Consider the following 26,381-nt stretch of genomic DNA (forward strand, 5'->3'; position numbering starts at 1 on the left):
CGTCTACGCCCCATTGATTTTACAATTTAGGCTACGGGGTAAAGCTACCTGCGGGCCGGATGTGAGCTCACCGGATAGTATCTGACGAGCTCATTGTGAGGCTTTGATGCGGGCGGCGTATGCCCATGGCATCAGGGCATCGATGTCCTTGGCGAGGTGGCCGTTTGCGAGACGGGTGAAGAGGTCGCACAGGTAGGCGTAGGGCTCGACGCCGTTCATTTTGCACGTGCCGATCAGGCTGGCAAAGCGGGCCCAATTTCGCCCCCCTTCATCGTGCCCGGCAAAGAGCGCATTGCGGCGGTTCATGGCGGGGCGGCGGATGGCGTTTTCCACCAGGTTGGAGTCAATATCGACGTGGCCGTCGCCCAGGAACAGCCGGAAGCCCTCCTGTCGCGTCAGCATATAGGCCAGGGCTTTTCCGAGATCAGACTTGCGTGAGACACGCGAAGCCTGTGCTGCGATCCAGGTAAAGAACTCGTCCACCAGCGGAAGGGAAAGGTCCTGTCGGACCGCCCGGCGATGTTCGGGATCTGAACTGCGGATACTGTCTTCGATCTTGTAGAGGGCGGCGATCCGCACCAGCGCCTCGTCGACGATAGGTGATCCGCTCTTTGGCGTGGCCTTGATCAGCTTTCTGCGCCCGTGCGCCCAACAGAAAGCCAGCTTCAATGGGTCGCCACCCACCCGGTCTGGCGTGGCGAGGTGAGAGTAACCGCCATAGGCATCAACCTGGATTGTGCCGTTGAACCCATTGAGGATCTCGGCGGCATATTCGCCTTTACGCCCGGGCCGATAATGGAACACCACGCCCGGCGGCGCTAAGCCGTTCCAGCCGCGGTCGTCGCGTAGCACGGCCCATAGATAACCCGTCTTCGTCTTGCCTCGCCCCGGATCCAGAACCGGAGCGGTGGTCTCGTCGACATAGAGCCTTGTGCTCTCCCAAAGCAGCCGTTTGGCCATATGGTCGACCACCGGTGCGATTTCGCAACCCGTGCGCCCCATCCAGTCGGAAAGGACAGTGCGGTCGATCGGCACTCCATGTCGCGCCATGACCTCGGCCTGCCGGTTGAGCGGCATATGTTCGGAATGCTTGGAGACGGCAATCTCCGCCAGAAGGGCTTCCGTCGGCCAGCTTGCCTCCAAAAGATGCGCCGGCGCTTTGGCCTGGACGACGCCGGTTCGACCCTTTGGGCATGCGTATTTCGGGCGGATCGTGACGATCACCTCGTAGCGCGCCGGGACCCGGTCGAGCCGTTCCGTCCGATCCTCGCCGATCCGGACCATGTTGCCGCAACCGCAGGGACAAACGATGCTCTCGGGCTCGATCACTCTCTCGACCCGCGGCAGGTGTTCGGGCAGTGCACGGGCCTTACGCTCCTTGCGAGGAGCGACTTTTTCCGGATCGGATGTGCTGGCTTCGATCTTCTTCTCGACGGCGGCGATCCGTGCCTGTGTTTCGGCGATCGCCGTTTCAAGGTCTTCCAGCGCCAGTTCCATCTGCGCCGGATCGAGCTTTTCCGATTTCGGCCCGAACTTCGTGCGCCGATAGTCGTGAACCTGCCCCTCAAGCTTCTCGATCAGTTCCTTCAGCTCGGCGATGAAGGCGTCCTTTTCGACAACCACAGCCTGCTCATGCTGACGTGCGGCACGCTCGACCGACAGCTCGACCTGCATCGCCGCAAAGGCTTTGACAACCTCTGGCGGAAGGTCCGGAAACTGGCTGAGATCAAGCGGCGGCGACATGCGGCCTTATAGCAAGGCAGTACAAAAAAGCCAAATAAAACAATGCAAAGACGGCCGGATATTTACCCTGCCGCCGACGGCGCGCTCATCCGTTGCGCCATCACCCGTCGCCAGTCAAGACCTTCGAACAAAGCCTCATATTGACCCCTGGAAAGACGCATCGTCCCATCCTGAACCTTGGGCCAGGCAAAGTTTCCATGCTCAAGAATTTTGTACCTTATCTGAGAATGCAGCCCCTTCCGGCGCAGATCAGCAGCTAGTGCTGGTTACCCATCAGTTTCATCCTCTTTTCGGCCGGCAGCTGCCCTGCGTTGGGAAGCGAGGTAACTTGCAGGGCGACCGTCTGCTTTTGCAGACCGAGGATGGCGCCATATGGCCGCTTCCCCCTCAATGGACTGATCTTGTGAGCATTGATCCAGAAGTTGTCGCGAGCAACGGGCGCGCGCTCTTGCTGGTTTCGAACTTGATGGAACTAGCCAGCATGGTGGAACACCTCTGTGGCAGGTTGGCAGCGCGGTCGGGAGCGGAGTGTAAGGATAATTATGCCGCTAGTGTAAACCAGATTATGCCGCAAGAGGCCCCGCAATGAGCGGTAAATCCTGTAATATCTGCCAATTTCTGGTGATACAATGTGGAATCGCTCTTGATTTAAACGAGAATGGCGGTATAAATAGATTTACATTAACACTCGATCTTGCACCCGGAACCTACAATGCCTGCGAAGTACGGCGGCAAGCGATCAAAGATGGATACCCTCCTCGACGAGGGCACCTTCAATCCAAATCCCGAGAAGGTGCGCGACCCGAAGTTCCAGGGAAGCGAGTTCTTCGATCCGCACGACGCCGTCCAGGTCAAATACGAGATGCTGCGGCGCGTCTCCATCGACAATGTCTCGGTAACGGACGCTTCCGACGAGTATGGTGTTTCCAGGCCAACCTACTACCAGGCCAAGGCAAACTTCGACACGAGTGGGATTGCCGGACTGGTACCGGCAAAGCCGGGACCCCGCGGTCCCCACAAGGTCGACGACGAAGTCCTGGCATTTCTCCAGGCGCGGCTGGTACCGGGCGAGCCCGTTCGTGCGCGCGAACTCGCCAAGCTGGTCCGCAACGAACTCGATGTCGCACTTCATCCCAGGACGATCGAGCGGCTGTTAAAAGAAACGATCCGCTAGAAGTTGCCACGGCATCGGCATGTTCATTGCCGGCCACCGCGGACCAGTACGAGGTGCTGCGCAGCGCAGCTCTCGGCGAAGTTCTGCCGCTCAAGGCCCGTAGCGGCCTCATGCTTTTTCTGCGCCGCGGCATGTGGGGATGGGCCCGCGCACTGCCTGCAGCGGCATGCCCTGATCAAGGCCAGTTTTACCTGTCATCGGCCACCCGACCGGCGCACGGCGAACTCAGCGCCGTCGTTCATGTCCTGGCGACCATCGCCATGAGCATCCACCAACGGAGAGCACCATGAATGTACACCTCAAAGTCCAGTCTCATCACCGTGAACGCAGCGCCTACCTCTACATCCGCCAATCTTCGATGCGGCAAGTCATCGACAATACCGAGAGCGCCATGCGCCAATATGCGCTTCGCGGCCGTGCTATCGCCCTTGGTTGGCGCGAGGAGCAGATTATCGTCATCGATAATGATCAAGGCGAATCCGGCGCATCGGCGGTCTGGCGCGAGGGATTTCAGCGGCTGGTCAGCGATGTCGGCATGGGGCATGCCGGGATCGTCATGGGCCTGGAGGTCTCTCGTCTGGCGCGCAACAATGCCGATTGGCAGCGGCTGCTCGAGATCTGTGCTCTCGCCGATACCCTGATCCTCGACGAGGACGGCGTCTATGACCCGGGTAGTTTCAACGACCGGCTCCTGCTCGGCCTCAAGGGAACAATGAGTGAGGCCGAACTGCATGTGATCAAGGCACGGCTGCGCGGCGGCATCCTCAATAAGGCCCGGCGTGGCGAGTTCCGTTGCCCCTCCCGACCGGGCTGGTCTATGACCATTCCGGCAACGTGACGCTTGATCCGGACATGCAAGTCAGAGAGACGATCGCCCATTTCTTCGAGACATTCTCTCGCGTCGGATCCGCCTCCCAGACCGTCAAGGCCTTTCGTCAAGAGGGCATTCTCTTTCCCTCCCGTCTGCACGGCAGCCAGACGGTTTTCCGGCCGCTGACGCCTTCGACGGCGATGCGCGTCCTGCACAATCCACGTTACGCCGGAGCCTATGCCTATGGCCGCCGCCGCTATCGACGCACCATTGATGGCAAGAGGATTGTGCGTGAACAAGATAATGATGATTGGACGGCATGCATTCCAGATGCCCATCCCGGCTACATCAGTTGGGAGCAGCATCAGGAGAACTTGAAGATTCTGAAGTCGAACATCTGCCACAAATGGAACGCGGCGGTCGCATCACCTCCGCGCGAAGGCCCGGCACTGCTGCAGGGGCGGGCCGTGTGTGGGCAATGCGGCAGGCATTTTCGCATGCGCTACGCCGCCCGACGCGGCCGGCAGGAAGCCTGGTACGTTTGTGATCGCGCCCGTAGCGATCGCGGTGAACCCCTATGCCAGGCGATTGCTGCACCTCCCGTCGACGAAGCCATCGGTATCCTGATCGCCGAGCAGATGACGCCGGCAGCCATCGAACTGGCGATTGAAGTCCGCAAAGAGATCGAAGCGCGACATGAAGAGGCGGATCGGCTGCGCTGTCGCGCAATCGAGCGCGCCCAAACGGAAGCCGATCTCGCCCAGCGCCGTTTCATGCTCGTCGATCCCAATAACCGCCTCGTCGCCGACACGCTCGAAGGCGAATGGAACGAGAAGCTCCGCATCTTAGCCAATGCCCGCGAAGAGCGCGAGCGCGGCCAGGAGCACGATCAATTCATCCTTGATAAGGCCGTCCGCGAGCGGTTGGTCGCAATGACGGCGGACTTCAAAAAACTCTGGACCAACCCAGAAACCCCGAACCGCGAACGAAAGCGTCTGCTTGCCCACATCATTGAGGACGTCACCCTCCTCAAACTACCGAAGAGAGGCACAACCAAGGCTCATATTCGCACTTCAAGGGCGGTAAAACCCAGACGCTCGTCACCATCAGCCCAAAATCGCCAAGCCAGCAGGTCAAGACGAACCCCGACGTCATCCAACTGATCGATAAACTCCTCGACGATCATATTTTTTCCGAGATCGCCGACATTCTCAATAATCAGGGACACCGTCCGGGCTCGGTGACGCGCCGTGACCAGCGCGACGCCCGCTTCACAACCAAACGCGTCACCTATCTTGTTCGCGAATACAAGCTGAGATCACGCTATGACCGGCTCCGGGATCGTGGGATGTTGACAAAGAAGGAGGCGGCTGCACACCTCAATATCCATGAGCATACCCTCGCCAGATGGGCCGAACATGGCCTCGTCACCAGCCATGCCTACAACGGACACTACTACCTGTACGAGCTTCCGAAGACAGATTTACCGCAAAAGCAATCCAGTCGATGGAACCAGCTCGTCGATCGCGTGGCCGCCCATAAGGAAAATGCCAGACACGCCAAAACCTTCAACTGAACCCGAAAGAGAGATGCAGTATGAATGCAGATCGTTGGCGTAAAGGCAGACGCCGGAGCCGCCCCACCAGACGATCTTAATTCTGTCCGCTCGTTTGAAGGAAGTCTGATGCGCAGCCATATCGCAATCCTTGTAGAGCTTCGAACAAATCTAAGGCCGATGCTCCGCCACAGGCAATGCTGAATGGTTCCCGTCCCCGGCATTCTGACTATCAGCTATGCCGCCATTAGAACGCGACTGCGCAGCAGTGCGTAGCCGGCACGACCATACATCTGCCGCTTCAGTGTCTTCAGGCGGTTGATCTGACCCTCGACGGGGCTGGTCGTCCATCGATGATTGATCGCGCCGCGGACGGCCTCGATGTCGCGGCTAATTCCGGCAGCCAAAGAGGCCAGTTCGCTGTCCCCGGCCTCAGCGATCCATCCCTCCAGGAGGGAGGCATCATCACCCCGCAATATTGCTGCTAATCGGCGAGAAAGATGCCCGGCAACCGAAAGCTGCGGCGCATGTTCGTAAACATGCTTCAGGAAACACGCGGCCTTCGCATCACAGGATTGCGGGTCCTGACCCAGAAGCCATGCACATCTTCGCCGGGATGGCGGTCGCCAGGGACGGCTCTTTTCTCGTTTGGAGGATTGTTGCTGTTTCTTCAGGTCTGCGGTCCATCGGTAAACAGTGGCACGGCTTCCTTTAAATCCCTGGGCTTTGATCTCGGACAGAAGCTGTCGACCATTGTGACATCCTTCGTTCCAACGTCGAAGAAGATAATCCTCGAACGCCAGAAGGGTATGGTATTGAACCGAAGGGCGGTGGTGTTCGGGTTCACCGCCCGCTGCCAGCCACCGTTCAATTGTACGCACACTCATGCCGACCTGCGGCGCAATCTGCCTCGCAGAGGTGATCCCGGCATCACGCAGGCGCATCACCTCCTCATACAGATCACGACGTTGCAGCTTTCGCTGGTGCCGCAAGCTTTGCAGCGATGTTTGCTTCTGCGATGGGTGTTCGGGGACCTCATGACTTTCTGCGGCGATCTCATTCATCGCGGCGACGCCGGCAAGACGGACAGCTTTGCGATGACGACCGACCGCCAGACGAAGAGCCTCACCCAAATTCGCGAGAAGATGCCATCGATCCGCGATCTGAGCGGCATCAGGGGCGCCTCGTCGTGCCCCTTCTGCATAAACGCCAGCACGGTCGCGGGCGATGATTTCTACGCCAGGATGACGGGCCAGCCATTCGGCTACAACATCAGCATTTCGTTCGGGAAGCAGATCAAGAACGCGGTTGCGTTCCAGATCGCAGACAATCGTGCCGTAACGCTGGCCCTTGCGCCAGGCCCAATCGTCGATACCAACGATCCGAGGGGCAGGATAGGATTCGTGCACCGATGAGCTCACCATTCGCAGAAGTGTATCGCCGCTCACAGGAATGGTCAGCTTTTGCGATAAGCGACCGCCGGGCTCGCCTCCTGCCGTAAGTCCGACCGCCGTTTGCGCCGCTCTGAGGCGGTTCGACGGGCCTTGGCCGAAACCAATCCCGGAAATCGTTCGGTGAAGATACGCGTTACGCATTGTCTGTCGACACAACGAAAACGCCTGGCGCGAAGTCGGATCGCCGCAGCTTGATCCTGGAAAGGCAGATCGGCAAGCCGGCGCAGGTAATGACTGTGAACGCGCCCGCTGGATCGGTCGCAAGTGGGGCAATTGGACGAGGCCGAAATCGACCGCGCCGAAATAACGACAGCGCCACATTGGCGCACGATCTCCACGACCTCGAAATTCGAGGGAAGCAACGAGTTGAAAAAGTGAAGCACGAGCAAATCACTGCATAGACTACGATTCCGAATCTATGACCGTATTCGCGCCACACGTGGATCCTCCTGCACCAAATATGCGGAAGAACCCTTGATTGCCGCTATGCAGCTCACCCCTTCCGCCAGACGGGGTCTGCTTGCCGCTTACCAACTGCTTCTTTGCGCTTGTCCTTATTCGCGGCGGTGGATTAGCGACCCCAGATCGCATTGGCGAGTTCCCATACGCATCGCGCGCGTCATCTTCGTCGTCATGATACCCCCCTAGCGATGAGGGCGCCATATGCCGTCGCCGTCACGGTCCCATTCTAGGTGAGGCAACGAACTCGCTCAGTAACAATCTGCCTGAGGCAATGTGACAAGCATGCACAAACACAAGGACCTGCCAGTCACGGACGCAACTCCCGCATCATAGTAGATGTCTTCGGAAGGCGGGCCATCCCATAACCAGGGATCTCAACTGTTGGCGTCCCATTCCGGAACGTCGTATCCCTCATTCACGTAGAATCGCGCATTTCGCACTCTGAGGCCTGAAATGCTTGCCATTTCATCAGCTGCGAGTTCGAAATCGAAAACGTCGAAATTCTCGCGGAGCCATTCCACACGCTCGGCACGCGGTATGGCCACCACTCCTTCTTGCTGAACCTGCCATCTTAGCAATATCTGTACCGGCTTCTTGGAATGCTTACTCGCAGCTGTCAATACTGCAGGTTCGTTGAGCAAATCACCGCCGCGCCCTAAGGGGCTGTAAGCCACCATTGCCATGTCCGCGTCCCGGCATCCGCGGTGAACCTTAGCTTGGCTCAGGTAAGGATGATATTCGACCTGGTTGGCCGCCAGCGGTGATTCTGAAAGGCGCACTGCATCAGCTAGCAAGTAACTCGGAAAATTGGATACACCAATATTTCGCGTGAGGCCGGAAGAACGCGCACGGTTCAATGCACGCATCGACTCCGCAAGCGGAATTGTCGGGTGCGGCCAGTGGATTAGGAGTAGGTCGATTGTATCAAGACCCAGTCTACGAAGGCTTGCCTCTGCCGAGCGCTCAAGATCGCCTTCAGCGATGTCGGTGTACCAGACCTTGGTTGAAACGAAGTACTCCTCTCGGGACACTCCTGAATAGCGGAGACCCTCGCCGACAGCAGCCTCGTTCTCGTAAATAGGGGCGGTATCAACGTGACGGTAGCCAATTTGTAATGCTTGTGCTACTAGCTCCGAGCAGGTTTCTCCCAATAACGTGTAAGTACCCAAGCCGATGGAAGGAATTCTCGCAGTTTTAGTTTCAACATACAACATGATCGTGGAAACCCCAAAGTTTCAGAGCGCAAGATTTATGCAGCTGGCTTGGATCTGTGATGATCTCCATCAGACTTCTCAAGAATATTCCGGCTGATGCGAGAGGGGGAGGTATTTCGAGGTATCCAACTGCGACCAGCTTGCCAACCGGGAATAGAGAACTCCCGGGGACGTCATCGTGTCCGTGACAAGTCTCCAACAGAAACGGCGAGAGAAGCGCTTTTCAACTGGTATGTTGGAAAAGGTGCTCGGCGGCGAAGATGATCAACGTCGATATGCTTGCCTAGCTCACGCAATCCCTCGAGCGCCTTGCCAAGGGCTGGTCGGGCAGCGAAATCGACGCGCTCATGCCGTGAACCTTCGCCTGCTAAACGGCCTCATTGCCGCTTACGGTCTTTCCATACACCGATGGCATTATTCCTTGGTGACTAAGTTGCGCAAAGGGGCTCGCGCCAGCCGGCCGGCCCCGTCCGTTCCGTCGTAACCAGCAATGCGACAGGCGTGCCAAATCGTGGCCTGGTTTGCTGTGATAACTGGCTTGCCTAGAGCTTGTTCAAGATCAGAAATTATGGAGTACGTGTTTAGGTCCGTGCATGCGAGAACCACCGCCTCTGCTTCTGAGGTGTCTGCCTGCTGAGCGAGTTTAAAGATCCTGTCCGTTTCAATTCTGCCGACGGCCTGAGCCACCCCCAAGCTTCGACTGGACATGGGTTCCAGTCCGGATTCAGCGAGATACTTCTGGAACTGTGATGTGATTTCTGCAGGATAGGGTGCACCTATTGCGATCCGCTTGACACCCAGCGCATTGCACGCTGCAACGATAGCGCTAGAAGTAGTGGTAGCCCGCGAGTCCGCACCTTTTTCAATTTTTTGCTTGATGGAGTTGTCTCCTGATAAGCCCCTCGCAAAGCTAATTGACGTACAGGCGTAGGCAACTGCTGCAGGTCGAATCGGACGTAGCGCTTCCGCAGCTAAATCCAAGTCCTCATCATCGACCAGCCCCTGCACGAGTTCAAGCGTGGCTGGCGCTTCGGGAAAGCGAACCCTGGTAACATGGATCGTTGCTTCGGGTGGGGCAAATTGCCAAAATTCCCGGTCAAGGGTTCCGTCAGACGGATAGATGACTCCAATGCGAAAAGTACTCATGTCAATCCTTTCAAGCGCGAGCCGCACTGGCTGCGTACTAGAGTTAAACGATCTGCGCCAAGCTCCCGCGTCATACTTGTTAAATCCCACCGAGCATGCGCAATGCTGCGCTAATCGACCCGTCATGGTTCGCGGGAGCTGTAACTTTTGCAACGGCTGGCTATCTCTGCACCGTCGGGAGGTGAACCCTGCACATAGCAATAGGTGGTCGTAGGTTTCCCGATTAGCCGGCCTCCAGCACCGCGCTCAGAAATTGACGAGTTCGCTCATTTTGTGGGTTGCCGAAGAGTTGGTCAGGTGGGCCCTGCTCAGTAATCTTCCCCCCGTAAAAGAAGCATACGCGGTCAGAGAACTCCTTTGCAAAACCCATTTGATGGGTGACCATGAGCATCGTGAGGTCGTGCTCTGCACCCAGCTTGCGTATAACGTTTAGGACTTCCCCAACGAGTTCAGGATCAAGCGCGGAAGTGACCTCGTCAAACAACATCACCTTCGGTCGCATGGCAAGCGCGCGGGCAATCGCCACACGCTGTTTTTGCCCGCCAGAAAGCTGGATTGGATAGTGTTTCTTTTTATCGCCGAGGCCCACCATGTCGAGCAATTCAGCGGCCCGTGCTTCGGCTTCTTGCTTGCTGAGGCCCAACACAGATATTGGCGCTTCCATACAGTTTTGGAGGGCGGTCATATGTGGGAAGAGGTTAAAGTGTTGAAACACCATTCCAATTTTGCCCCGGACGCGCCGCATGTGCGCGTTGGTTGCGGGGACCATCTTGCCATTCTTTTGCATGTGCGTGAGTGGCTCATCATCCACCCAGATTATGCCGTCATTAATTCGCTCTAAAGTCATTAACATCCTGAGAACGGTCGTTTTTCCTGACCCTGACGGGCCGATTATCGATACCTTCTCGTTCCGCGCGATGTCGAGGTTAAGGTTATCAAGCACGGTATATGTGCCGTAGCGCTTCGAGACATTTTCGAATCGGACAAAGGGCTTCGCCGGTGAAAGCTCCGGATTGACGGGTAGATTACTTGGTTTGAGTGCCATGACATTTCCAATGCGGCTGATCGAGTCGCTCATATTGGACCTCCTACAGTAGGTGATAGCGGCGGTTCAGCCAATAGCTAACCGCCTGTACGATTGCAGACGCGATCAAACTAAAAACCAAGTAAAAGAAACCTGACATAGTGATGACTTCGAGGTATCGGTAGTTATCGGAGCCAAAATTCTTGGCCTGCTGCAGCATTTCCAGTATCGCAATCGCAGCGAGCACTGGTGTGTCCTTGAACATACTGATCAAGTAATTGCCTAAGCTGGGCACGATAGGAGGGATCGCCTGGGGTAGTATGATTACCCGCCAGCTGCGTATCGGTGAGAGATTGAGAGCGGTGCAAGCTTCCCACTGACCCTGCTCGACATTCTCAATTCCGGCTCGATAGCACTCTGAACAGAAGGCGGCGTAATGAATTCCCAAAACTCCAACCCCAGCGACCCATGCGGAAATATTCAGCCCAAACTGCGGTCCGACGAAGTACACAAAAAACACCTGCAGCAGGAGGGGTGTTGATCGGATAAACTCGACGATTTCGGTTACGCTGGCGGAAACAATGCGGTTTGGGGATTGGCGGATTAATGCAAAGCAGAGACCGAGGATGAGCGCGATTGCGAAACCGAGGATCGTTGCCTGGATAGTGACGATCGCGCCACGATATAGATATGGGAAAGCTTCCCAAACGACAGACCAGTCCCAAGTCATGCTACCGCCTCACGAACGAAGCCGCGGGAAAACCGGCGTTCCGACAACCGAACGAACGGTGTTACAAGAAGTCGCGCTATCAGGTAATAGCTGAACAGCGCTACTGCGAAAAAGAGCAAGTAATTCCCCGTGGTGTCTGCGGCCTGCTTCGAAGCGCTGGTCAGTTCGGGTATTGTGATGAAGAAGACTAGCGAGGTGGCTTTAAGCAGATCGACTAGTAGGTTTCCCCAGGCCGGCAACATAGCACGTATTGCTTGAGGAAGGAGTATCCGGCGCATCATGGCAAACCGGGAAAAATTCAGTGCCACGCTGGCTTCATATTGACCCCGATCAACACTTTGGATTGCCGCTCGAACTACCTCAGCGCCATATCCGGAAACGTTCATTCCGATGCCAAGAATCCCTACGGTCCACGGCGAAAGCGTAACGCCGAAAAATGGCAACACGAAAAACCAGAGATAAAGCTGCACCAGGAGAGATGTCCCTCGAAAGAACTCAATGTATATGATCGCTAGGCAGCGGAAGGCCCAGAACGAGGACACGCGAATGTAGCCGATTGTGATTCCGAGAATGATGGCCACCGCAGATGCGCCTAACGTTATGACAAGCGTCGTCAACAACCCGTCGGCAAGCGCGGTAGCAATGAATGTGCTACTATTCATCTCTATTTCCTGCAGAAAGCTCTCCGGCTATTGGCCGGAGAGACAGCTCCGATAAGCGGAGCGTTTAACCCTTGCAGAGGTCGGCTGTGGTCTTGCTTCCTGGCAGGTGCTCCTTCGTGTATCCGTATTTTGCAACTCGTGCCAGCATTTCATCGGAGCCAAGATAATCCTTCAATACGGCATTGAAAGCGTCCACCTCTTCCTGCTGACTTGGCAAGAAGGCCAGCGCAGGATACCCCTCGGGCATGATTTGCTGAAACGGATCGGCCAGTTCTAGTGAATTATCGTTGTCAACGAACCTTTTCATAACGAAGTAGTCGCCCGAGCCTGCCGCTGCGCGGCCGCTCTTAACAGCCTGTACAACCTCAGGTGCGCCGGCGACCTGCAGGATCTTGTCATCAGGGATGCCTGCCTGCCTCGCGGCCTTGACAGACAACCATCCTGCTCCGGTCACGATCGACAGGCCCTTGTCACGGATATCATGGAAAGAATGGAGCGCCTGAGGATTTCCTTTCGCCACAAGGAAAGCATCGCCAAACTTTCCCAACGGCTCTGTGAAAAGCATGTTCTTGCAGCGGTCTGGAAGCACAAACATGCCTCCAGTGATAACATCAAACCGGCCAGCTTGGAGGCCAGGAACCAGAGAACCCCACTCAGTTTGAATAGGCTCAATTTTGGTCGTACCGAGCTTCTTAAGCACCTGGATGGTTATGTCATTGATAAAGCCGAGCGGTTCGCCTTTGTCACCCGGATACCCGTATGGGTTTTCATTTGCGAAACCGAGCTTAACAACGTCTCCCGCTTTTATTCGCTCAAGAAGTGACTGCGCCGCGTACGCTGACTTAGCGAGCGAGACGAACGGCGAGACGATGCCGATTGCTGCAATCGTTTTGAGCAGAGAGCGCCGCGAGGAGGTGAATACGCGATCATTCATTTCTAGATCTCCACTTGTTAGCCGCCGCCTCGAAAAGCATTTTATTAGTTACGACGTTGCGGCAGTTCCCCTTGTTAAACGGCTGCAAGGTGCAAACCTTGAGTGAGCTCCTTTTTTGCTCCCAAGGGATACCTGCTGCCGTACTGTCACATTAGCAAGGACGTCATTGCCGCTTTTGTTAAATAAAGGACTGTTGGCGCAGGAGTTATGCGTTCTGGGCTTTCTTATTGCACGAATGCTGCACAAGACGGCAAAACTGGCGGAGGGCGTAACGGAAATCTCCTAAGCAGCGGTGTTTTGTGGCGAAATCCATAGATCATCGGCGAGCGAAGGAAACCCTTGAACTGTTTGTGTGCATCGAATGCACCGGAGTGTGTGTCGCCCAGCACCGAGTTCGTGAAGCCGATGATGCAGACGATGATGACCAAGTTCCAGAGAGGCTTCATACGAGCATGCCGTGCTTCGTCGCTGCTCGGCGCGATGGTATCCGACGGGACAGCCGTGACGACCACTTCCTGGGTAATTTCTTCCCAGCGCCAATCAACGGGTAAGTGGCCGCTGAACAGCTGAACATGAGATTAGGCAAACTCGATCTAAATGCGTTCCCGCTGCCCCTTATGCTCCTACAGCCGAACTTGGCCGGATGGTTACACAAAGCCAGTAGTCGCGGCAATTGGTGCCCGCTTTTGAGAGACTGCCTCCTGTCCGAGAGGATTTGGGTGTTACCAACCCACCCTTCAGACAGGAGATCCGAATGGCCGAGATGAGCCCTCTGCGTCGCCGGATGATCGAGGACATGACGGTGCGCAATCTATCTCCGGCCACGCAGCAATCCTATCTTTAACAGTCGCAGAGTTTAGCCGCCATTTCGGCCGGTCGCCGGATCGGTGGGCCTTGATGATGTCCATGCCTTCCAGGTTCACCTCGTGTCGACTGGCACCTCCTGGTGGGGTTGAACCAGCTGCGCGCTCAGATTCCTTTATGGCGTAACGCTCGGCCAGGACCACAATCCCGGAGCATATTCCCTATGCGCGAGCCTTGCCTGTTGCCCGTCGTTCTTTCCAGCGACGAGGTCGCGGAATTCCTGCAAGCCCTCTCCAGCTTGAAGGCGCGGGTGGCGCTGAAAACGGCTTAATATAAATCGTCGAATCTGCAGGAAATCGGTGCGGCATGTTCATCCTGCCCGACCGCTGCCGCAATGTACTATTTGCGCAGCCGCTCGCTAAGGCTCCTGACGCGCTGATCGTGCGGAAAGGGAATCCTGATAACATCCATTCTTACCAAGACATTCGGGATAAAGGACTAACAATGGCGACGGGCGCCGGCTACATTAGCGTAAAATGGGCAAAAGAAGTCGGTATCCCTGACGATAAAGTCCTGCAGGTGGCCACGGCAGTCGAGATTGCGCTAGCCGTCAAGGTCGGCCGCGCCGCCGCCGGGACTATCGACTACTTCGGCTTTAAGGGACTTGTCGAGAAGGATAACAGCGTCGAGACAGCGAGTCCGTATACACCATGGGGCAAACCCGGATATCCCTCCGTCGCTTTCGCATCCAATGAACAGGCCACCGTCGATGCGTTCAACGCCGCTTTGAAGGACTATATGGGTTCCGATGAAATGTTGAAGGCAGTCAGCCAGTATGGTTACACCAAAGGCCACTTACCCGGCAATGTCACGACGGACGAACTTTGCAAGGGCTGAATGCTAGGCGAGTAAGCGCAAGCCTCGCGGTCGTTTCAACAACGGGCGCGAGGAGTGGCCCACCCTACCATGAGCGAACCAAGCCGTTTGACGCGGTTCGGACAAGCAGTGAAGAACGACAGCAACGTTCCCGCCTGATGCCGTGGCACCGTGGCGCAAAGAGGTAACGTGGCATTCCGATTGGAGCATTCGGTTGTCTAGGCTCAGGACTTCTGTGGTTGCCGCCCGTGATGCAAGAGGGTTTCTGACCTTCTGAACTGGTGATCGAATGCGGTCTTCTGTCAGGCCTTGATTGCGGCGCTTTCGGAGGCCGCTGGCCGGTATGGTGATCCGCGGGTCAGGTCCAAATCTCATTGCCGAGCTCAAGTGGCTCGGAGTCCTGAACTGGTTTTCCTGATCCAGATCTGTTCGATCATTTTGCCCATTCGGGTCGTCGCCTTCTCACACCCCTTTCATCCAGCCTGCCTGGGTTTGCCTCACTTTAGGCAGCCATGACCGGCATCGGATTCTTGTAGTCCTCGTTCTTTGTCAGCATGGCCCAGATCTGACGCGCCATCTTGTTGGCCAGCGCAATGGCGACCAGCATGCGCGGCTTTCGGGCCATCATGCGAGCCAGCCATGAGCTTTCCGGGATCGACTTGCGTCCCATCCAGTTCAATCGCGACATGGCGCCAATGATCAGCATCTGCCGGATGTCGGCTTGGCCGGCCTTGGAGACCCGCCCGAGCCGCTCCTTACCACCTGATGAAAACTGTCGCGGCACCAATCCAAGCCAGGCCGCAAAGCCACGGCCATTGTGGAAGCACGCCATGTCAGGCGCAAAGGTCTCCACGGCCATCGCCACCACGGGGCCGATACCTGGCATGGTCTGCAATCGCTTCGATACCGGTGTGGCGGCTGCGAGTTCCTTGATCTTTGCTGTCTTCCTATCAATCCAGCCATTGAGCACAGCGATCTGCTCGAGCATCGCTACGCACTCCTCGCGCATCAAAGTCGGCAGATCGCTGTTGGGCGCCTCCAGGATCGCGCGGATGGGGCCGACTTGCTGGATGCCCTGAGGGATAACGTGCCCGAACTCATACAAAGCCGCCCGCAAGGCGTTCACCGTCTCGGTCCGCTGACGCACAAGGCGCTGGCGTGATCGATACAGGATCGCAGCGCTTTGCTGAGACTCGCTTTTGGGCTCAACAAAGCGCATCTCGGGCCGCTGGGCCGCCACCACAATCGCCTCAGCATCGGCTGCGTCGTTCTTCTGGCGCTTCACAAATGGGCGGACGTAGCGCGGCGCGATCAGCCTGACCTCGTGGCCAAATCCGCTCAACACACGGGACCAGTAATGGGCGCTACCGCACGCCTCCATTACGACCGCGGCGGCCGGATGTCGGGCCATAAGCGTGCGAAATGCCTGCCGCGAAAGCTTGCGTTGAAACTGAACCTCGCCGTTCATCGACGCCCCGTGAACCTGAAAAACAGACTTTGCCAGATCCACGCCAATCATCGTATCGATACTCATGGTCGCCGTCCTCTCCGTTCGTAGCTTGAACCAACGCTACGCTGGCACAGCTTGATGCCGTCAGGGAGGGCGGCAACCACCCCATCTCGTTGATCAGAGCCAGAAGATAACGGTAGCAGCGAGAGCGATTGCGGAGAGGAAGGCCATTGGGCACCTGTCATAGCGCGTCGCTACCCGCCGCCAGTCTTTGAGACGCCCGAACATGATCTCGATCCGGTTGCGCCGTTTGTAGCGGCGTTTGTCGTATTTGATGGCCTTGTTGCGGGATTTGCGACCCGGAATGCAGGGAGTGATCCCCTTCGCCTGTAAAGCGTCACGATACCAGTCGGCATCATAGCCACGGTCGGCCAGCAGCCATTTGGCCCTGGGAAGTTCATCAAGCAAGGCGGCAGCACCGGTATAATCGCTGACCTGACCGGCTGTTATGAAGAAACTGATCGGTCGACCATTCGCATCCGTTACGGCATGAAGCTTGGTGTTCATGCCGCCTTTCGTGCGGCCGATCAGGCGGCCCGCGCCCCCTTTTTTACCCGCAGGCTGGAAGCCGTGCGGTGGGCCTTGAGATAGGTCGCATCGATCATGATGGTCTTGTGCTCTGCAGCTTCAGGCACAGCCAGGCCTTCCATCATCTGGATAAAGATGCCTTTGTCGCCCCAGCGTTTCCAGCGGTTATAAAGCGTCTTCGCCGGACCGTATTCCTTCGGCGCATCACACCACCTGAGCCCGTTGCGGTTGACGAAGATGATGCCGCTCAGGACACGTCGATCGTCAACGCGCTGGCGGCCATGGCTCTTGGGAAAGTAGGGCCGAAGGCGAGCCATTTGCTCGTCCGACAGCCAAAACAAATTACTCATAATTCAGGCTCCTTCGCAGCCGCCTGAATCATAGATATCACTTCAAATCAATGGGTCCTGAGCCTAGAGTCTTTTCATGTGTTTACGGCAGCGTATCCAGCATTGCCGAATAGCTGTTCCATTCGCATGCCTCTATGGTTTGGACGACGCGATGTGTCGCCAGGTGTTCTCGACGGTGCGTTTCTGGGCCTGGCGAACTGTGTTTGATCTTGGCGAAGGCCTGCTCGATTGATGGTGTAGATGGCTCCTGCTCCCGGCGTCGCATTGTGCCATAGTTGGGATAGAACTTCGAATAAAAGCACGGAGGTAATAGTGATGATCAAAGGTTCGTGTGATCCGCATTTTTCAGCCGTACGCGATGCATTCGCTTGCTGCTTCGATCAGGGCATCGAGCACGGTGGTGGCGTGGCCGTTGTGGTCGATGGCAAGGCTGTTGTCGACCTTTGGGGCGGTTATGAAGATCCTCAGCGTACTCGCCCGTGGCGTCAAAGCACACTGGTCAATGTCTGGTCTTCCAGCAAGGGGGTTGTAGCCTTGGCGATGGCCATGCTGGTCGATAAGGGAAAAGGCTTATCCCTTTCGCTCAGGTAACCGCAACATCTTGTGACTTTGGGCAGTGGGATGGCGAATGGAAAAATCGCCCGCGCAATCCATGGTGGTGGCATGCTGCGTGCATTGTCAATGCAGACTTCGATCAGATTCGCAGGGGAGAGTCTTCGATTACTCGATTAATCGACCATAGGCGCTGAATTCTAAACCGTGGATGAACAGCCGTCCGACCATGGCAAAAAGGGGCCCGGCATCTGTGATACCGGGCGTGAGCGGGAAAATGGCAGCTTCCCGCGGGAAGCTAGTAGGTCAGCTCAATTTCTTTTCGATTCAGGGGACGGGGAGGAGCGCAACAGTGCTGGCGACAAGGCTTATCGTTCAGACATCGGCACGTAATCAATCGCGCAGCGGTGCGCCGATATAGAGCTGACGCGGACGACCGATGCGCTGTTCCGGATCCTCGATCATCTCTTTCCATTGCGCGATCCAGCCGACGGTGCGGGCAAGCGCGAAGAGCACCGTGAACATCGTGGTGGGGAAGCCTAGCGCCTTCAGCGTGATTCCAGAATAGAAGTCGATGTTAGGATAGAGCTTCTTTTCGATGAAATATTCGTCGGTCAGGGCAATGCGCTCGAGTTCCATCGCGGCTTCGTTGGCGCCGCCGTGCGCCTGACCCCAGAGGCAGGCGATGCCGGCCGCGATGCAGGGGTTCGCGCCCGACGAACCGGCGAGCCGCACGGTCGAGGTCGATGCATTCTGCTCGTGGTCGGCGTGCAGGACGAAGGTGCGATCCACGGCGCGCGACATCAGGTGTTCACAACACCGCTAAAAGTGGTCGCCCAGTGGCTGGAGTTACCCGACGGCCAGCGATTTTTTTTCTGTCGCTCGCACGGTGAGCTCCGGAGGCGGAGCTTTCGCGACTCCGCGGAACGATCGCGTCGCCGCACTGGGGAGGTGTTCAATTTGCTTCGCCACACGAGGTTCGCCGCTACACAAGCGAGTATTTCGCCGATGGGGGTCTTCCAAGATGGCCATTTTAATGCACATCCTGCACAAAAAAGCCAATTTCCTGCATCTTGTCACGGCAAATGCGTGCAAGACGCCTCACTTGCGGCTGCTATATTCATGGCGGCTAAACGCCGACGTCACCCTACCGTTTCCTGATGGAGTGATGAGGCAATGTGAGCACGAGCCATGCGTCAACGCCCCGGGGCAGTGAAATCATCATGCATCCACGGCAACGGTGGGACACCAGGTTGGCAAGACCGTTGCAAAAGCCGACTTCAGTCACCTGTGTCGCGCAGCGAGGATCGTCAATTCGGGTTTTGGTGCCTTCAAAGCTGGATGGCAATGACCAAACTCACAACCCGGGCACGCATCGTTCCCGGCGGATAGCGAAAAGTTGGCCGCTCGCGGTTCTAGCGAGCAACATCGAGGGACGATCTGATGAGTCGAAACACATCCACTAGAAACTTCTTCGCGGCGATCATACTTGCAGTTTCATACGAGCCAGCATTCTCGCATGTCGGAGTCGGCCCCGCTTATTCCTTTACTGCCGGCCTTGTACATCCACTCTTTGGTCTTGGCCACATCATCGTAATGGTTGCAATCGGGCTGTTGGCGGCCATAAAAGGAGAGAGAGCCCTCTGGGCTTGGCCGGCGGCATTCGTCGGCCTTATGCTTGTCGGGGCTGTGCTGGGTATTGCCGGCGTGCCCATTCCCTTGGTCGAGTACGTCATCCTCGGCTCGATTGTGGCAGTAGGGCTGGTAGCCGCTGCCGCGGCGGATCTGCCTGTGGTGACAGGCACGCTGGTCATCGGCGTTTTTGCGATATTCCACGGTCACGCTCACGGCACCGAAACCCCTTGGGCGGCGGGGTATCTTGAGTATTTCACCGGCCTCGCACTTGCCACGGCATTTCTGCACGGCATTGGTATTGGATTGGGTCTATTGCTAAGTGGACGGCTTCGGAGTTTGGTACAGCTGGCAGGCGCAACGACTGCGGCAGTTGGCCTCGGGCTTATGGTTGGGATTCTTTAGTGGCTGATAAGCGTCCGGTAAGCGGCTGCTTTGGTGGCTTCACACTCGGGAGATTCAAGAAAAGGGGAGCGTGGCTGCGAGCCATCACTCTCCGCTTAACCGCAGTTTTTCAGCGTAGGGAGAGAAGAATTTGCTTACTACCTGCGAGAAACCCAATCTTCAGCAGCAAATGCGCGAATAAGGCATCGTATCATGCTGATTGAAGAGCAATCCGGTCTGACATTTGAGCACCCAGTAAATGGTCACCATCCTCGACACCAGCAGTCCGGCAAGACGAGCACGCCATCCGGAAAAGGCCAATCGACCGGACACGGAAGTGCTGCGCAAACCGGAATGGATCCGCGTGAAGGCGCCGGTCTCCAAGGGCTACCAGGAAACGCGCGGTCTCGTGCGCTCGCACAAGTTGGTGACGGTCTGCGAGGAGGCGGGCTGCCCGAATATCGGCGAGTGCTGGGACAAGAAGCACGCAACCTTCATGATTATGGGCGAGATCTGTACCCGCGCCTGTGCTTTCTGCAATGTTGCGACCGGCAAGCCGAACACGCTCGACATGGCAGAGCCTGAGAATGTCGCCAAGGCCGTCAAGCAGATGGGCCTTAGCCACGTCGTCATCACCTCCGTCGACCGCGACGATCTGGAAGACGGTGGTGCCGAGCATTTCGAAAAGGTGATCTGGGCGATCCGCGCAGCGTCGCCGGCTACCACCATCGAGATCCTGACGCCTGACTTCCTGAAGAAGTCGGGTGCTCTGGAGCGCGTCGTTGCTGCCAAGCCCGACGTCTTCAACCACAACATCGAAACGGTGGCGGGCAATTACCTGACCGTTCGTCCGGGCGCCCGTTACTTCCACTCTATCCGCCTGCTGCAGCGCGTGAAGGAACTGGACCCTACCATGTTCACCAAATCGGGCATCATGGTCGGTCTCGGTGAAAGACGAAACGAAGTGCTACAGTTGATGGACGACTTGCGTACGGCGGATGTCGACTTCCTGACGATTGGCCAGTACCTGCAGCCAACGCGCAAGCACCACGCGGTCATGAGCTTCGTCACTCCCGACGAATTCAAGTCATACGAGACAGTGGCCTACACCAAGGGTTTTCTGATGGTGTCTTCGCACCCACTGACCAGGTCCTCACATCACGCTGGAGAGGACTTTCTTCTTTTACGGGCGGCGGCGCGGGAACGTAAGCTCTCGGTTGAAGGGGCATAGGAGTAGCGGCAAGGCATTTAGATCTAGTTTGCCTAATTCATGTTCAGCGGCCAGCTATACCGGTGATTGGCGCTGGTGGACCTGACCGTCACGGCTGTCCCTCCCCTTCTGCATCAGCCGATTAACGAGAGGCGGTGGCCTGCTGCTCGTGTCCCCGCTGGTCTGTCTCCTGACAACGCAAAGACCCAATAACTCAAGCGGATTTGACCAAATGAAAACACCTGCCTCGCCGCACTTCAAAACTCTCGATTTGAAGAGCACCTATAATGCCATTCGTCGCGATCTCGCTGGTGGACTAGCCATGAAAGAGAGTGACAATGATTGGAGCATTAAACTTCAGGGATTTCAGACGTGTAGAGGCATGCCCTTCTTGTTTGGGGAAGGGTCCGGCCCTGATGTGGTGCGTTTGAAACCTGGGGACGCTCCTGTCACCATTATGCTCCCGCTTACAGTGGCGACTTATATAATATTTGTTCAGGCGGTGGCAGACCGGCCAGCTGTCGATAAATATGGATTCGGACAAATAGGGCCAGCTACGCTTGGGGTTGATGGCAATGAACTTGGAGATTTGGTGTCGACCTACTCGCTGAAATACACCGATGGTAGTGAAATTGAGCTGCCCCTTTTGCGTCGGTTTGGGATACAACAAAGGCATATTTCGTGGGCAGCTAGCCCATTTGCGGCAGTCCCAGCAAGAGCACCAAGTGTGCACGCAACTCATGCCGAGGACTTAGCTCTAAGGCGCGCTCCAGTTCTTGATTATGGCATTGCAGAACAGCGAAACTCATCCGGACGTCTTATCGATGATGAGAACCTTTGGCTTTACGCACTTCCTAATCCCCACCCTGCGAGAGAAATCGCATCCCTGCGACTTCGCGCGGACAATGAGGAGTCACTGATATATGCAATTAGCTTCACAACTCTCGAAGAGCATCCGCTGCGACTTCGAGAACGCCGTAAGTTGAGAATGCGTTTGCCTGAAGGTGTTATGTTGAATTGCCTCGGAGAACTCGATGTCGATGATCGGGGTGATCAAATTGGCATAGATCTTGGGACAGTCATCTCTGCGCGCGCCGTTCTCGAGTATTCCCCGCATGATTGGCTGAGTGAACTACCTGACGTTCAGCCAGTGCGATCGAACAGTGACATCATCGTTGAGTATTCCGCCCACCCGGATGCTCAACTTTACCTTCGGACCGACGATGGCAGCCTGCTAGTGCGGGAGCTTCGATTGCTGGAAAAGGCCCATCCTGTCGTCGACCCAGTAGCTGAAGCAATGGCAATTGAGGCAGCGACAAAGTCCGTTAAACTTCGAATAATTGAAAAAGGTACCGGCCGGGGTGTTGCCGCTCGCTTGCATATCCACGGCCCACACGGAGAGTACCTTCCGCCGAAAGGACACCACCGGAAGGTAAACACCGGCTGGTTTGAAGACCTCTACGGCGAATTTGCCAACGGACTAAATCAGTACGCCTACATAGACGGCACCTGCACAGTGGACCTTCCGGTTGGAGTCGTCTTTGTTGAAATTTCCAGGGGTTTCGAGATGCGCCCGGTTCGCCGCATGATCGAGATCGAGCAAGATACGGAGACTTTGACATTCGAGCTGGAGAAAGTCCTCCGATGGCGTGAGCAGGGTTGGGTCTGTTCTGATACGCATGTCCATGTGCTGAGCCCGCAGACAGCTCTTCTCGAAGGGCAGGCAGAGGGTGTCAACGTTGTCAACTTGCTGGCGTCGCAGTGGGGCGAAATGTTCACCAACGTGGGAGACTTCGACGGCCGAACCACTTTAGGGGCGAAAGATTTTGGTGGTGATGGCGAGTTTCTTGTTCGTGTAGGCACGGAAAATCGCCAACACGTGATGGGTCACATATCTCTTCTTGGCTATAGCGGCGAGATAATTGATCCCCTATGTACCGCTGGACCGCACGAGGCAGCGATCGGCGATCCGCTGGAGAGGATCATGGCCGACTGGGCAGAGCGTTGTCGCCAACAAGGTGGCCTCGTAGTAATGCCACACGCCCCAAACCCTCAGGCCGAGCGTGCAGCAGACATCGTACTTGGTCTGGTCGATGCGATCGAAATGATGACTTTTAATCCGCGCGACGCTCAGATTAGTGCATTTGGACTTGCCGATTGGTATCGATATTTGAACATTGGATATCATCTGCCGCTGGTCGCAGGATCTGATAAGATGAATGCAGCATCGCTGCTTGGGGGCATCCGAACATACTCCTATTTAGGCGATTGCGATTTCACTTTTCAGAATTGGATGGACGCTGTACGTCGCGGCGACACGTTTGTCACAGTAGGGCCGCTCGTCCGCATGGCTGTAGAGGGTCGGTTTCCTGGGAGTAAGATCCGGCTTCCTCCTAGCGGTGGCACAGTCGGGATCGATTGGCGCATCGATTCCGTTAGCGTTCCTCCAAAGCGCGCCGAGTTACTTCTCAACGGAGTTGTCATTGAGGAATTTCATTCGGATAAACTCTCTTGCAATGGACACACCTCGCTGCATTTGACAGAATCTTGTTGGCTGGCTGTCCGCGTTCGAGGCAGTGTGGCAGGACGCGATGCCGATATTGCCGCACACACGAGTGCCGTCTTAGTGGAGGTCGGAGACAAACCGATTTTCGCAACAAGCGACGCTGTGGCGGTGCTCGCCCAGATCGAGGGATCAATAGCGTATCTGGATACCGTCGCCCCGAGGAGCGACGAAGCACGGCATGCTCGCATGAGAGCCTCTCTGGAACTTGCTCATCATCGTCTGCATCATCGGCTTCACGAACTCGGTGCTAGCCATGAACATACTCCCGTGCATTCCATGCACACGAAGCGGGAGCATTGAGAATCACGACCCACGTGGATGGCTACTGCGAGAACCGCTTCATAACAAAGCGCGTTCTGCTGACCATGCGATGTAGCTCTCATAGTCATTCGCGACATTGGAGGCGGCAGTGGCCTCCCTGCGGTTTGTCACAGATATGCCGGAGTAGAACTGCATGAGGAATTCCGCGAAAGGCGGGAACCTCTACTGAAGATAATCAAGGTTGTACTATCATTTGCTATTTGTGACAGGGCCGATGATGTGTGTGACAAGCAGTTCTTGTCTGGGGACACAATCCTGAAACGTCTCCAGCCACACAAAACGCCGTGCGCCTGGGACGTATTAAGCCGGGTCTGGAAACACCCACATTGTGGTTTCATTCTTCGCGAGAGATTGCCGGTTAACTGCGCAATGTCGGGAAAAAACGGTAATTTCCTGCTTCTAGTGCGGGGATTTGGCGTTAAACGCCAACGCATCGCTGTTACTTTCGCGATGCAAACGCTGAGTTGCCAAACCCACCGATCTGACAGGCTTGCTGCAAACAAACACCACTAATCACCGCATGCATGCATTGCCGATGGCCGTGTGGCATTGGGCCAGTTGTTTTTGCGCGGAACAATGCGAACTCGAGGGGAGATCCGCAGATGAAAGGTAATGCCTACCTTACCCAAGCTGATGTGGTGCGCGACATCGGCTACGTAACCATGAAGGACGGCACGCGTATCGCCCACATTTCATACCGTCCGAAATCTGGCCGCCATCCAAGCGTTTTCTTGTATTCCCCATATTCGGCGAGTTTCACTCCCTTCGAGGTTGCGAAACCGTTTCTCGATGCCGGCTACGCTTTCGTCGGCGCCAACTTCCCCGCGACGGGTTGTTCGGAAGGTGTCATCGATTATTGGTTTGACCGTAAGGAAGGAATTTACGGTGCCGAAGTGGTCGAATGGATTGCCGAACAGCCTTGGAGCGACGGCAATGTGGGAATGATTGGCAATTCATCTGCAGGCACCGTTCAATTCTGGGTCGCTGCGGAACAACCGCCTCATCTAAGGGCCATCGTAGCGAGCGGCGTCGAAGACGGCTATGAGGATACCTGTTCCGTGGGTGGAATGCCGCGGCTAGGTGTATTAAAATGGGCTATCGAAAGTGAGTTCGTTCTTCAAGTCAAAGGAGTAGAGGGCCGCATCAGCGCAGGCGATACTGAATGCGTCGCAATTCGAAAGGGTGACAGGCAGCTTGTCAAACGTCCATTCTGTGACGAGTTTAGAAAGCGGCCATTTAAAGATGAATGGTGGGATTCAATTTATTTGGCGCGCGATGAGGTCGCCGGCAAGATAGCCGTACCCACCATGCTTATCGCCTCCTGGCAGGAGGAAGCTGGCACGGCGGTTAGGGAAAGCGCGCGGTTATTTACAAAGCTGATGCCGAACGCGGAGTATAAAAAACTGGTTCTGATGAACGGCGATCATTCTATCGGGGGACCGGGCCCACGGAGCTATAGCATTGTAGACGATGAGCGGATGAAGTTCCTGGATCGCTGGGTAAAGGGCATTGAAAATGGAGTAGAACATGAGTTTCCAGTGACCGTCTATTGGGAGGTTTCGGAACCGAATGGAGATCCTAAGAAGTCGGTTGCCGGTTGGGTTACAAGGCACGCCACCTGGCCAGAACCGGCCGTCGAGCGGCGTGCCTACTATCTCACTGCCGATGCGAGGATCTCGCCCGACAAACCTGATGGTAGCCCGACCGAGGGATCTCGCGCCTACCTATATCCAGCAGGAACGGAACTGCATCGTAACAATCAGCAGTTTGCGCTCGAACCGAATAGTGTAGGCGTGCTGAATTACCGGACCAAGCCGTCGACCTCGGATATGACGCTGCTAGGAAATCCGGAAGTCACGCTGTATCTCAGCATCGACAATGGAGATGACGCTGACCTGTATTTGACGTTGAAGGACGTGGATCCCGAAGGTAACGTACTCTTCCTCATGTCAGGCGGGCTGCGTGCTTCGCTGCGCGCAATTGATGAGACGCGGACCTATTCTGACGAAGTCGTGCATGTATTTCGTAAAAGCGAGAAACTCGTTCCAAACGAGATTTATGAAATACGAATGTCGCTGTTGGCGCCGATTGCTTACGTAATTCGGCAAGGGCACTCTCTTGAGCTAACCATCGGCGCTCCCAATCCTATCTCCGAAATAATTCCGGCAGGCGAGGCATCCATCAACAGGGTGTATCACTCGAAGACTTATCCGTCGAAAATCCTTCTCCCAATTATTCCGGGGGCGACAGCGCAGGCGCCCGCGCCTGAATGGGGGACGCAGCGAGCGCAGCCGTGTCGAAAAGGATCGGAATTTGTCCCCGGCGGACTGCCGATACGATAATGCTTATTCTATCTGACGCTTGCCTGGCTCTTTTCAATATTGTCCATGCGAAGACAGGCGACTCAAAGGCTCAAAACCCATCAAGCTGAAAACCGTTAAAACCTCGGTGGATGGCGGTCACCGTTGACCGCCATCCATAGGCTCGCATGCTCTCCACTGGTGGAGCCGGGCTACGGACCGCACGGGCAAGAACGGCGCCATTTCACATTTATCTCCCTCGATGATCGGGGTGGGCGACCGGCATCCTGCAGATGAAGGCGTGTAGATGCATAATTGCGGAAAGAACGCCGAATTGCTGCGCCCACAGCCGATTTTTTCCGAACGGCGACCTGCTGGGCACTGCTACATTGAAAATGCAATGTGCTGAGGGGCACTGCCGCAAACAAACTTCATCTCA

At 56.2% G+C, this 26,381-nt stretch carries 22 protein-coding genes and 4 pseudogenes; 13 read left to right on the plus strand and 13 right to left on the minus strand.

From position 1 onward, the window contains the following. Positions 1-90: 90 nt before the first annotated feature. Positions 91-1,743, minus strand: coding sequence for an IS66 family transposase (locus tag RHIBR816_RS0133335; RefSeq protein WP_018240923.1), 1,653 nt, complete (start codon positions 1,741-1,743; stop codon positions 91-93). Between the two features lie 62 nt (positions 1,744-1,805). Then, the gene (gene tnpB / locus RHIBR816_RS39150; protein WP_084811399.1) at positions 1,806-1,991 is read right to left on the minus strand and encodes an IS66 family insertion sequence element accessory protein TnpB; all 186 of its coding nucleotides are present in this window, start codon (positions 1,989-1,991) and stop codon (positions 1,806-1,808) included. A gap of 11 nt (positions 1,992-2,002) precedes the next feature. Between tnpB and RHIBR816_RS39155 the strand changes: the two genes are divergently transcribed. The 5 genes from RHIBR816_RS39155 (at position 2,003) to RHIBR816_RS38825 (ending at position 5,304) form a co-directional block, all read left to right on the plus strand. After that, positions 2,003-2,332 (plus strand): DUF5372 family protein, encoded by a 330-nt coding sequence (locus RHIBR816_RS39155; protein ID WP_018240924.1) that lies wholly within the window; start codon positions 2,003-2,005, stop codon positions 2,330-2,332. 123 nt (positions 2,333-2,455) lie between these two features. Beyond that, positions 2,456-2,917: a helix-turn-helix domain-containing protein gene (locus RHIBR816_RS0133345; RefSeq protein ID WP_018240925.1), complete on the plus strand. Its 462-nt coding sequence runs from the start codon at positions 2,456-2,458 to the stop codon at positions 2,915-2,917. 286 nt (positions 2,918-3,203) lie between these two features. Next, positions 3,204-3,755, plus strand: coding sequence for a recombinase family protein (locus RHIBR816_RS38815; protein ID WP_245262822.1), 552 nt, complete (start codon positions 3,204-3,206; stop codon positions 3,753-3,755). Then, positions 3,710-4,891 (plus strand): recombinase family protein, encoded by a 1,182-nt coding sequence (locus RHIBR816_RS38820; protein WP_245262824.1) that lies wholly within the window; start codon positions 3,710-3,712, stop codon positions 4,889-4,891. Before RHIBR816_RS38815 ends, RHIBR816_RS38820 begins: the two co-directional genes overlap by 46 nt. Before the next feature lie 185 nt (positions 4,892-5,076). Beyond that, positions 5,077-5,304, plus strand: a complete 228-nt coding sequence (locus RHIBR816_RS38825; protein ID WP_018240927.1) for a hypothetical protein — start codon at positions 5,077-5,079, stop codon at positions 5,302-5,304. A 215-nt stretch (positions 5,305-5,519) separates the two neighbouring features. On the opposite strand, the gene RHIBR816_RS35200 is transcribed toward RHIBR816_RS38825, so the two are convergent. The 8 genes and pseudogenes from RHIBR816_RS35200 to ehuB form a co-directional block, all read right to left on the minus strand. Further along, positions 5,520-6,878 carry an ISL3 family transposase gene (locus RHIBR816_RS35200; protein WP_157628316.1) on the minus strand — a complete coding sequence of 453 codons (1,359 nt, stop codon included), beginning with the start codon at positions 6,876-6,878 and terminating at the stop codon, positions 5,520-5,522. 23 nt (positions 6,879-6,901) lie between these two features. Then, a pseudogene (locus RHIBR816_RS38830) lies at positions 6,902-7,120 on the minus strand (ISL3 family transposase); the annotation flags it as partial. 453 nt (positions 7,121-7,573) lie between these two features. Next, positions 7,574-8,413 (minus strand): aldo/keto reductase, encoded by an 840-nt coding sequence (locus tag RHIBR816_RS0133370; RefSeq protein WP_018240931.1) that lies wholly within the window; start codon positions 8,411-8,413, stop codon positions 7,574-7,576. A gap of 414 nt (positions 8,414-8,827) precedes the next feature. After that, a complete protein-coding gene (locus tag RHIBR816_RS0133375; RefSeq protein WP_018240932.1) occupies positions 8,828-9,559 on the minus strand; it encodes an aspartate/glutamate racemase family protein in 732 nt (243 codons plus the stop codon). 223 nt (positions 9,560-9,782) lie between these two features. Then, positions 9,783-10,604 (minus strand): ectoine/hydroxyectoine ABC transporter ATP-binding protein EhuA, encoded by an 822-nt coding sequence (ehuA, locus tag RHIBR816_RS0133380; protein ID WP_026187722.1) that lies wholly within the window; start codon positions 10,602-10,604, stop codon positions 9,783-9,785. Positions 10,605-10,647: 43 nt separating this feature from the next. After that, on the minus strand, positions 10,648-11,313 hold the full coding sequence (ehuD, locus tag RHIBR816_RS0133385) for an ectoine/hydroxyectoine ABC transporter permease subunit EhuD (RefSeq protein WP_018240934.1): 666 nt from the start codon (positions 11,311-11,313) through the stop codon (positions 10,648-10,650). After that, positions 11,310-11,975, minus strand: a complete 666-nt coding sequence (ehuC, locus tag RHIBR816_RS0133390) for an ectoine/hydroxyectoine ABC transporter permease subunit EhuC (protein WP_018240935.1) — start codon at positions 11,973-11,975, stop codon at positions 11,310-11,312. The genes ehuD and ehuC overlap by 4 nt, the downstream gene beginning before the upstream one ends. A 64-nt stretch (positions 11,976-12,039) precedes the next feature. Next, positions 12,040-12,909 carry an ectoine/hydroxyectoine ABC transporter substrate-binding protein EhuB gene (gene ehuB / locus RHIBR816_RS0133395; RefSeq protein ID WP_018240936.1) on the minus strand — a complete coding sequence of 290 codons (870 nt, stop codon included), beginning with the start codon at positions 12,907-12,909 and terminating at the stop codon, positions 12,040-12,042. Between the two features lie 754 nt (positions 12,910-13,663). Between ehuB and RHIBR816_RS39160 the strand changes: the two are divergent. Then, positions 13,664-14,041, plus strand: a pseudogene (locus RHIBR816_RS39160) (phage integrase N-terminal SAM-like domain-containing protein); the annotation flags it as partial. A 38-nt stretch (positions 14,042-14,079) separates the two neighbouring features. Beyond that, positions 14,080-14,610 (plus strand): transporter substrate-binding domain-containing protein, encoded by a 531-nt coding sequence (locus RHIBR816_RS35210; RefSeq protein WP_018240939.1) that lies wholly within the window; start codon positions 14,080-14,082, stop codon positions 14,608-14,610. A 481-nt stretch (positions 14,611-15,091) separates the two neighbouring features. Here RHIBR816_RS35210 and RHIBR816_RS0133415 read toward each other — a convergent pair whose 3' ends face one another. Continuing rightward, complete coding sequence (locus tag RHIBR816_RS0133415; RefSeq protein ID WP_018240940.1) at positions 15,092-16,123, minus strand: IS110 family transposase; 1,032 nt, start codon at positions 16,121-16,123, stop codon at positions 15,092-15,094. Positions 16,124-16,216: 93 nt separating this feature from the next. Then, a protein-coding gene (locus RHIBR816_RS36970; RefSeq protein WP_085929596.1) for an IS5 family transposase occupies positions 16,217-16,977 on the minus strand; the annotation gives its coding sequence in 2 pieces (ribosomal slippage) (positions 16,217-16,653 and positions 16,653-16,977; 762 coding nt in all). A 315-nt stretch (positions 16,978-17,292) separates the two neighbouring features. Between RHIBR816_RS36970 and RHIBR816_RS36975 the strand changes: the two genes are divergently transcribed. Beyond that, complete coding sequence (locus RHIBR816_RS36975; protein WP_245262825.1) at positions 17,293-17,568, plus strand: serine hydrolase domain-containing protein; 276 nt, start codon at positions 17,293-17,295, stop codon at positions 17,566-17,568. Between the two features lie 354 nt (positions 17,569-17,922). Here RHIBR816_RS36975 and RHIBR816_RS0133435 read toward each other — a convergent pair. After that, positions 17,923-18,336, minus strand: a pseudogene (locus tag RHIBR816_RS0133435) (citrate/2-methylcitrate synthase); the annotation flags it as partial. On the opposite strand from RHIBR816_RS0133435, the pseudogene RHIBR816_RS38835 reads away from it, so the two are divergent. The 5 genes and pseudogenes from RHIBR816_RS38835 to RHIBR816_RS0133455 all read left to right on the plus strand — a co-directional run. After that, positions 18,331-18,478 (plus strand): annotated as a pseudogene (locus tag RHIBR816_RS38835) (short-chain fatty acyl-CoA regulator family protein); the annotation flags it as partial. The pseudogenes RHIBR816_RS0133435 and RHIBR816_RS38835 sit on opposite strands and share 6 nt — an antisense overlap. Positions 18,479-18,972: 494 nt before the next feature. Beyond that, positions 18,973-19,566 carry a HupE/UreJ family protein gene (locus tag RHIBR816_RS0133440; protein ID WP_018240945.1) on the plus strand — a complete coding sequence of 198 codons (594 nt, stop codon included), beginning with the start codon at positions 18,973-18,975 and terminating at the stop codon, positions 19,564-19,566. Positions 19,567-19,804: 238 nt separating this feature from the next. Continuing rightward, positions 19,805-20,776, plus strand: coding sequence for a lipoyl synthase (gene lipA / locus RHIBR816_RS0133445; RefSeq protein WP_018240946.1), 972 nt, complete (start codon positions 19,805-19,807; stop codon positions 20,774-20,776). A 211-nt stretch (positions 20,777-20,987) separates the two neighbouring features. Continuing rightward, on the plus strand, positions 20,988-23,621 hold the full coding sequence (locus tag RHIBR816_RS35215; RefSeq protein WP_034817634.1) for a CehA/McbA family metallohydrolase: 2,634 nt from the start codon (positions 20,988-20,990) through the stop codon (positions 23,619-23,621). Between the two features lie 623 nt (positions 23,622-24,244). Continuing rightward, on the plus strand, positions 24,245-25,984 hold the full coding sequence (locus tag RHIBR816_RS0133455; protein ID WP_018240948.1) for a CocE/NonD family hydrolase: 1,740 nt from the start codon (positions 24,245-24,247) through the stop codon (positions 25,982-25,984). Positions 25,985-26,381: the final 397 nt, after the last annotated feature.

The sequence above is a fragment of the Ensifer sp. BR816 genome (assembly GCF_000378985.1).
In the GTDB taxonomy this organism is placed as follows: Bacteria; Pseudomonadota; Alphaproteobacteria; order Rhizobiales; family Rhizobiaceae; genus Sinorhizobium.

Excerpts from the sequence above, each read along its gene's own strand:
- RHIBR816_RS0133415 (WP_018240940.1), bottom strand. The coding sequence starts at position 16,123 with ATGAGTATCGATACGATGATTGGCGTGGATCTGGCAAAGTCTGTTTTT.
- ehuA (WP_026187722.1), bottom strand. The coding sequence starts at position 10,604 with ATGGCACTCAAACCAAGTAATCTACCCGTCAATCCGGAGCTTTCACCG.
- lipA (WP_018240946.1), top strand. The coding sequence starts at position 19,805 with ATGGTCACCATCCTCGACACCAGCAGTCCGGCAAGACGAGCACGCCAT.
- RHIBR816_RS38825 (WP_018240927.1), top strand. The coding sequence starts at position 5,077 with ATGTTGACAAAGAAGGAGGCGGCTGCACACCTCAATATCCATGAGCAT.
- RHIBR816_RS35210 (WP_018240939.1), top strand. The coding sequence starts at position 14,080 with ATGTTCATCCTGCCCGACCGCTGCCGCAATGTACTATTTGCGCAGCCG.
- ehuB (WP_018240936.1), bottom strand. The coding sequence starts at position 12,909 with ATGAATGATCGCGTATTCACCTCCTCGCGGCGCTCTCTGCTCAAAACG.
- RHIBR816_RS0133375 (WP_018240932.1), bottom strand. The coding sequence starts at position 9,559 with ATGAGTACTTTTCGCATTGGAGTCATCTATCCGTCTGACGGAACCCTT.
- RHIBR816_RS35200 (WP_157628316.1), bottom strand. The coding sequence starts at position 6,878 with ATGCGTAACGCGTATCTTCACCGAACGATTTCCGGGATTGGTTTCGGC.
- RHIBR816_RS35215 (WP_034817634.1), top strand. The coding sequence starts at position 20,988 with ATGAAAACACCTGCCTCGCCGCACTTCAAAACTCTCGATTTGAAGAGC.
- ehuD (WP_018240934.1), bottom strand. The coding sequence starts at position 11,313 with ATGACTTGGGACTGGTCTGTCGTTTGGGAAGCTTTCCCATATCTATAT.
- RHIBR816_RS0133345 (WP_018240925.1), top strand. The coding sequence starts at position 2,456 with ATGCCTGCGAAGTACGGCGGCAAGCGATCAAAGATGGATACCCTCCTC.
- RHIBR816_RS0133455 (WP_018240948.1), top strand. The coding sequence starts at position 24,245 with ATGAAAGGTAATGCCTACCTTACCCAAGCTGATGTGGTGCGCGACATC.
- RHIBR816_RS0133335 (WP_018240923.1), bottom strand. The coding sequence starts at position 1,743 with ATGTCGCCGCCGCTTGATCTCAGCCAGTTTCCGGACCTTCCGCCAGAG.
- RHIBR816_RS36975 (WP_245262825.1), top strand. The coding sequence starts at position 17,293 with ATGATCAAAGGTTCGTGTGATCCGCATTTTTCAGCCGTACGCGATGCA.
- RHIBR816_RS38815 (WP_245262822.1), top strand. The coding sequence starts at position 3,204 with ATGAATGTACACCTCAAAGTCCAGTCTCATCACCGTGAACGCAGCGCC.
- RHIBR816_RS0133440 (WP_018240945.1), top strand. The coding sequence starts at position 18,973 with ATGAGTCGAAACACATCCACTAGAAACTTCTTCGCGGCGATCATACTT.
- ehuC (WP_018240935.1), bottom strand. The coding sequence starts at position 11,975 with ATGAATAGTAGCACATTCATTGCTACCGCGCTTGCCGACGGGTTGTTG.
- RHIBR816_RS0133370 (WP_018240931.1), bottom strand. The coding sequence starts at position 8,413 with ATGTTGTATGTTGAAACTAAAACTGCGAGAATTCCTTCCATCGGCTTG.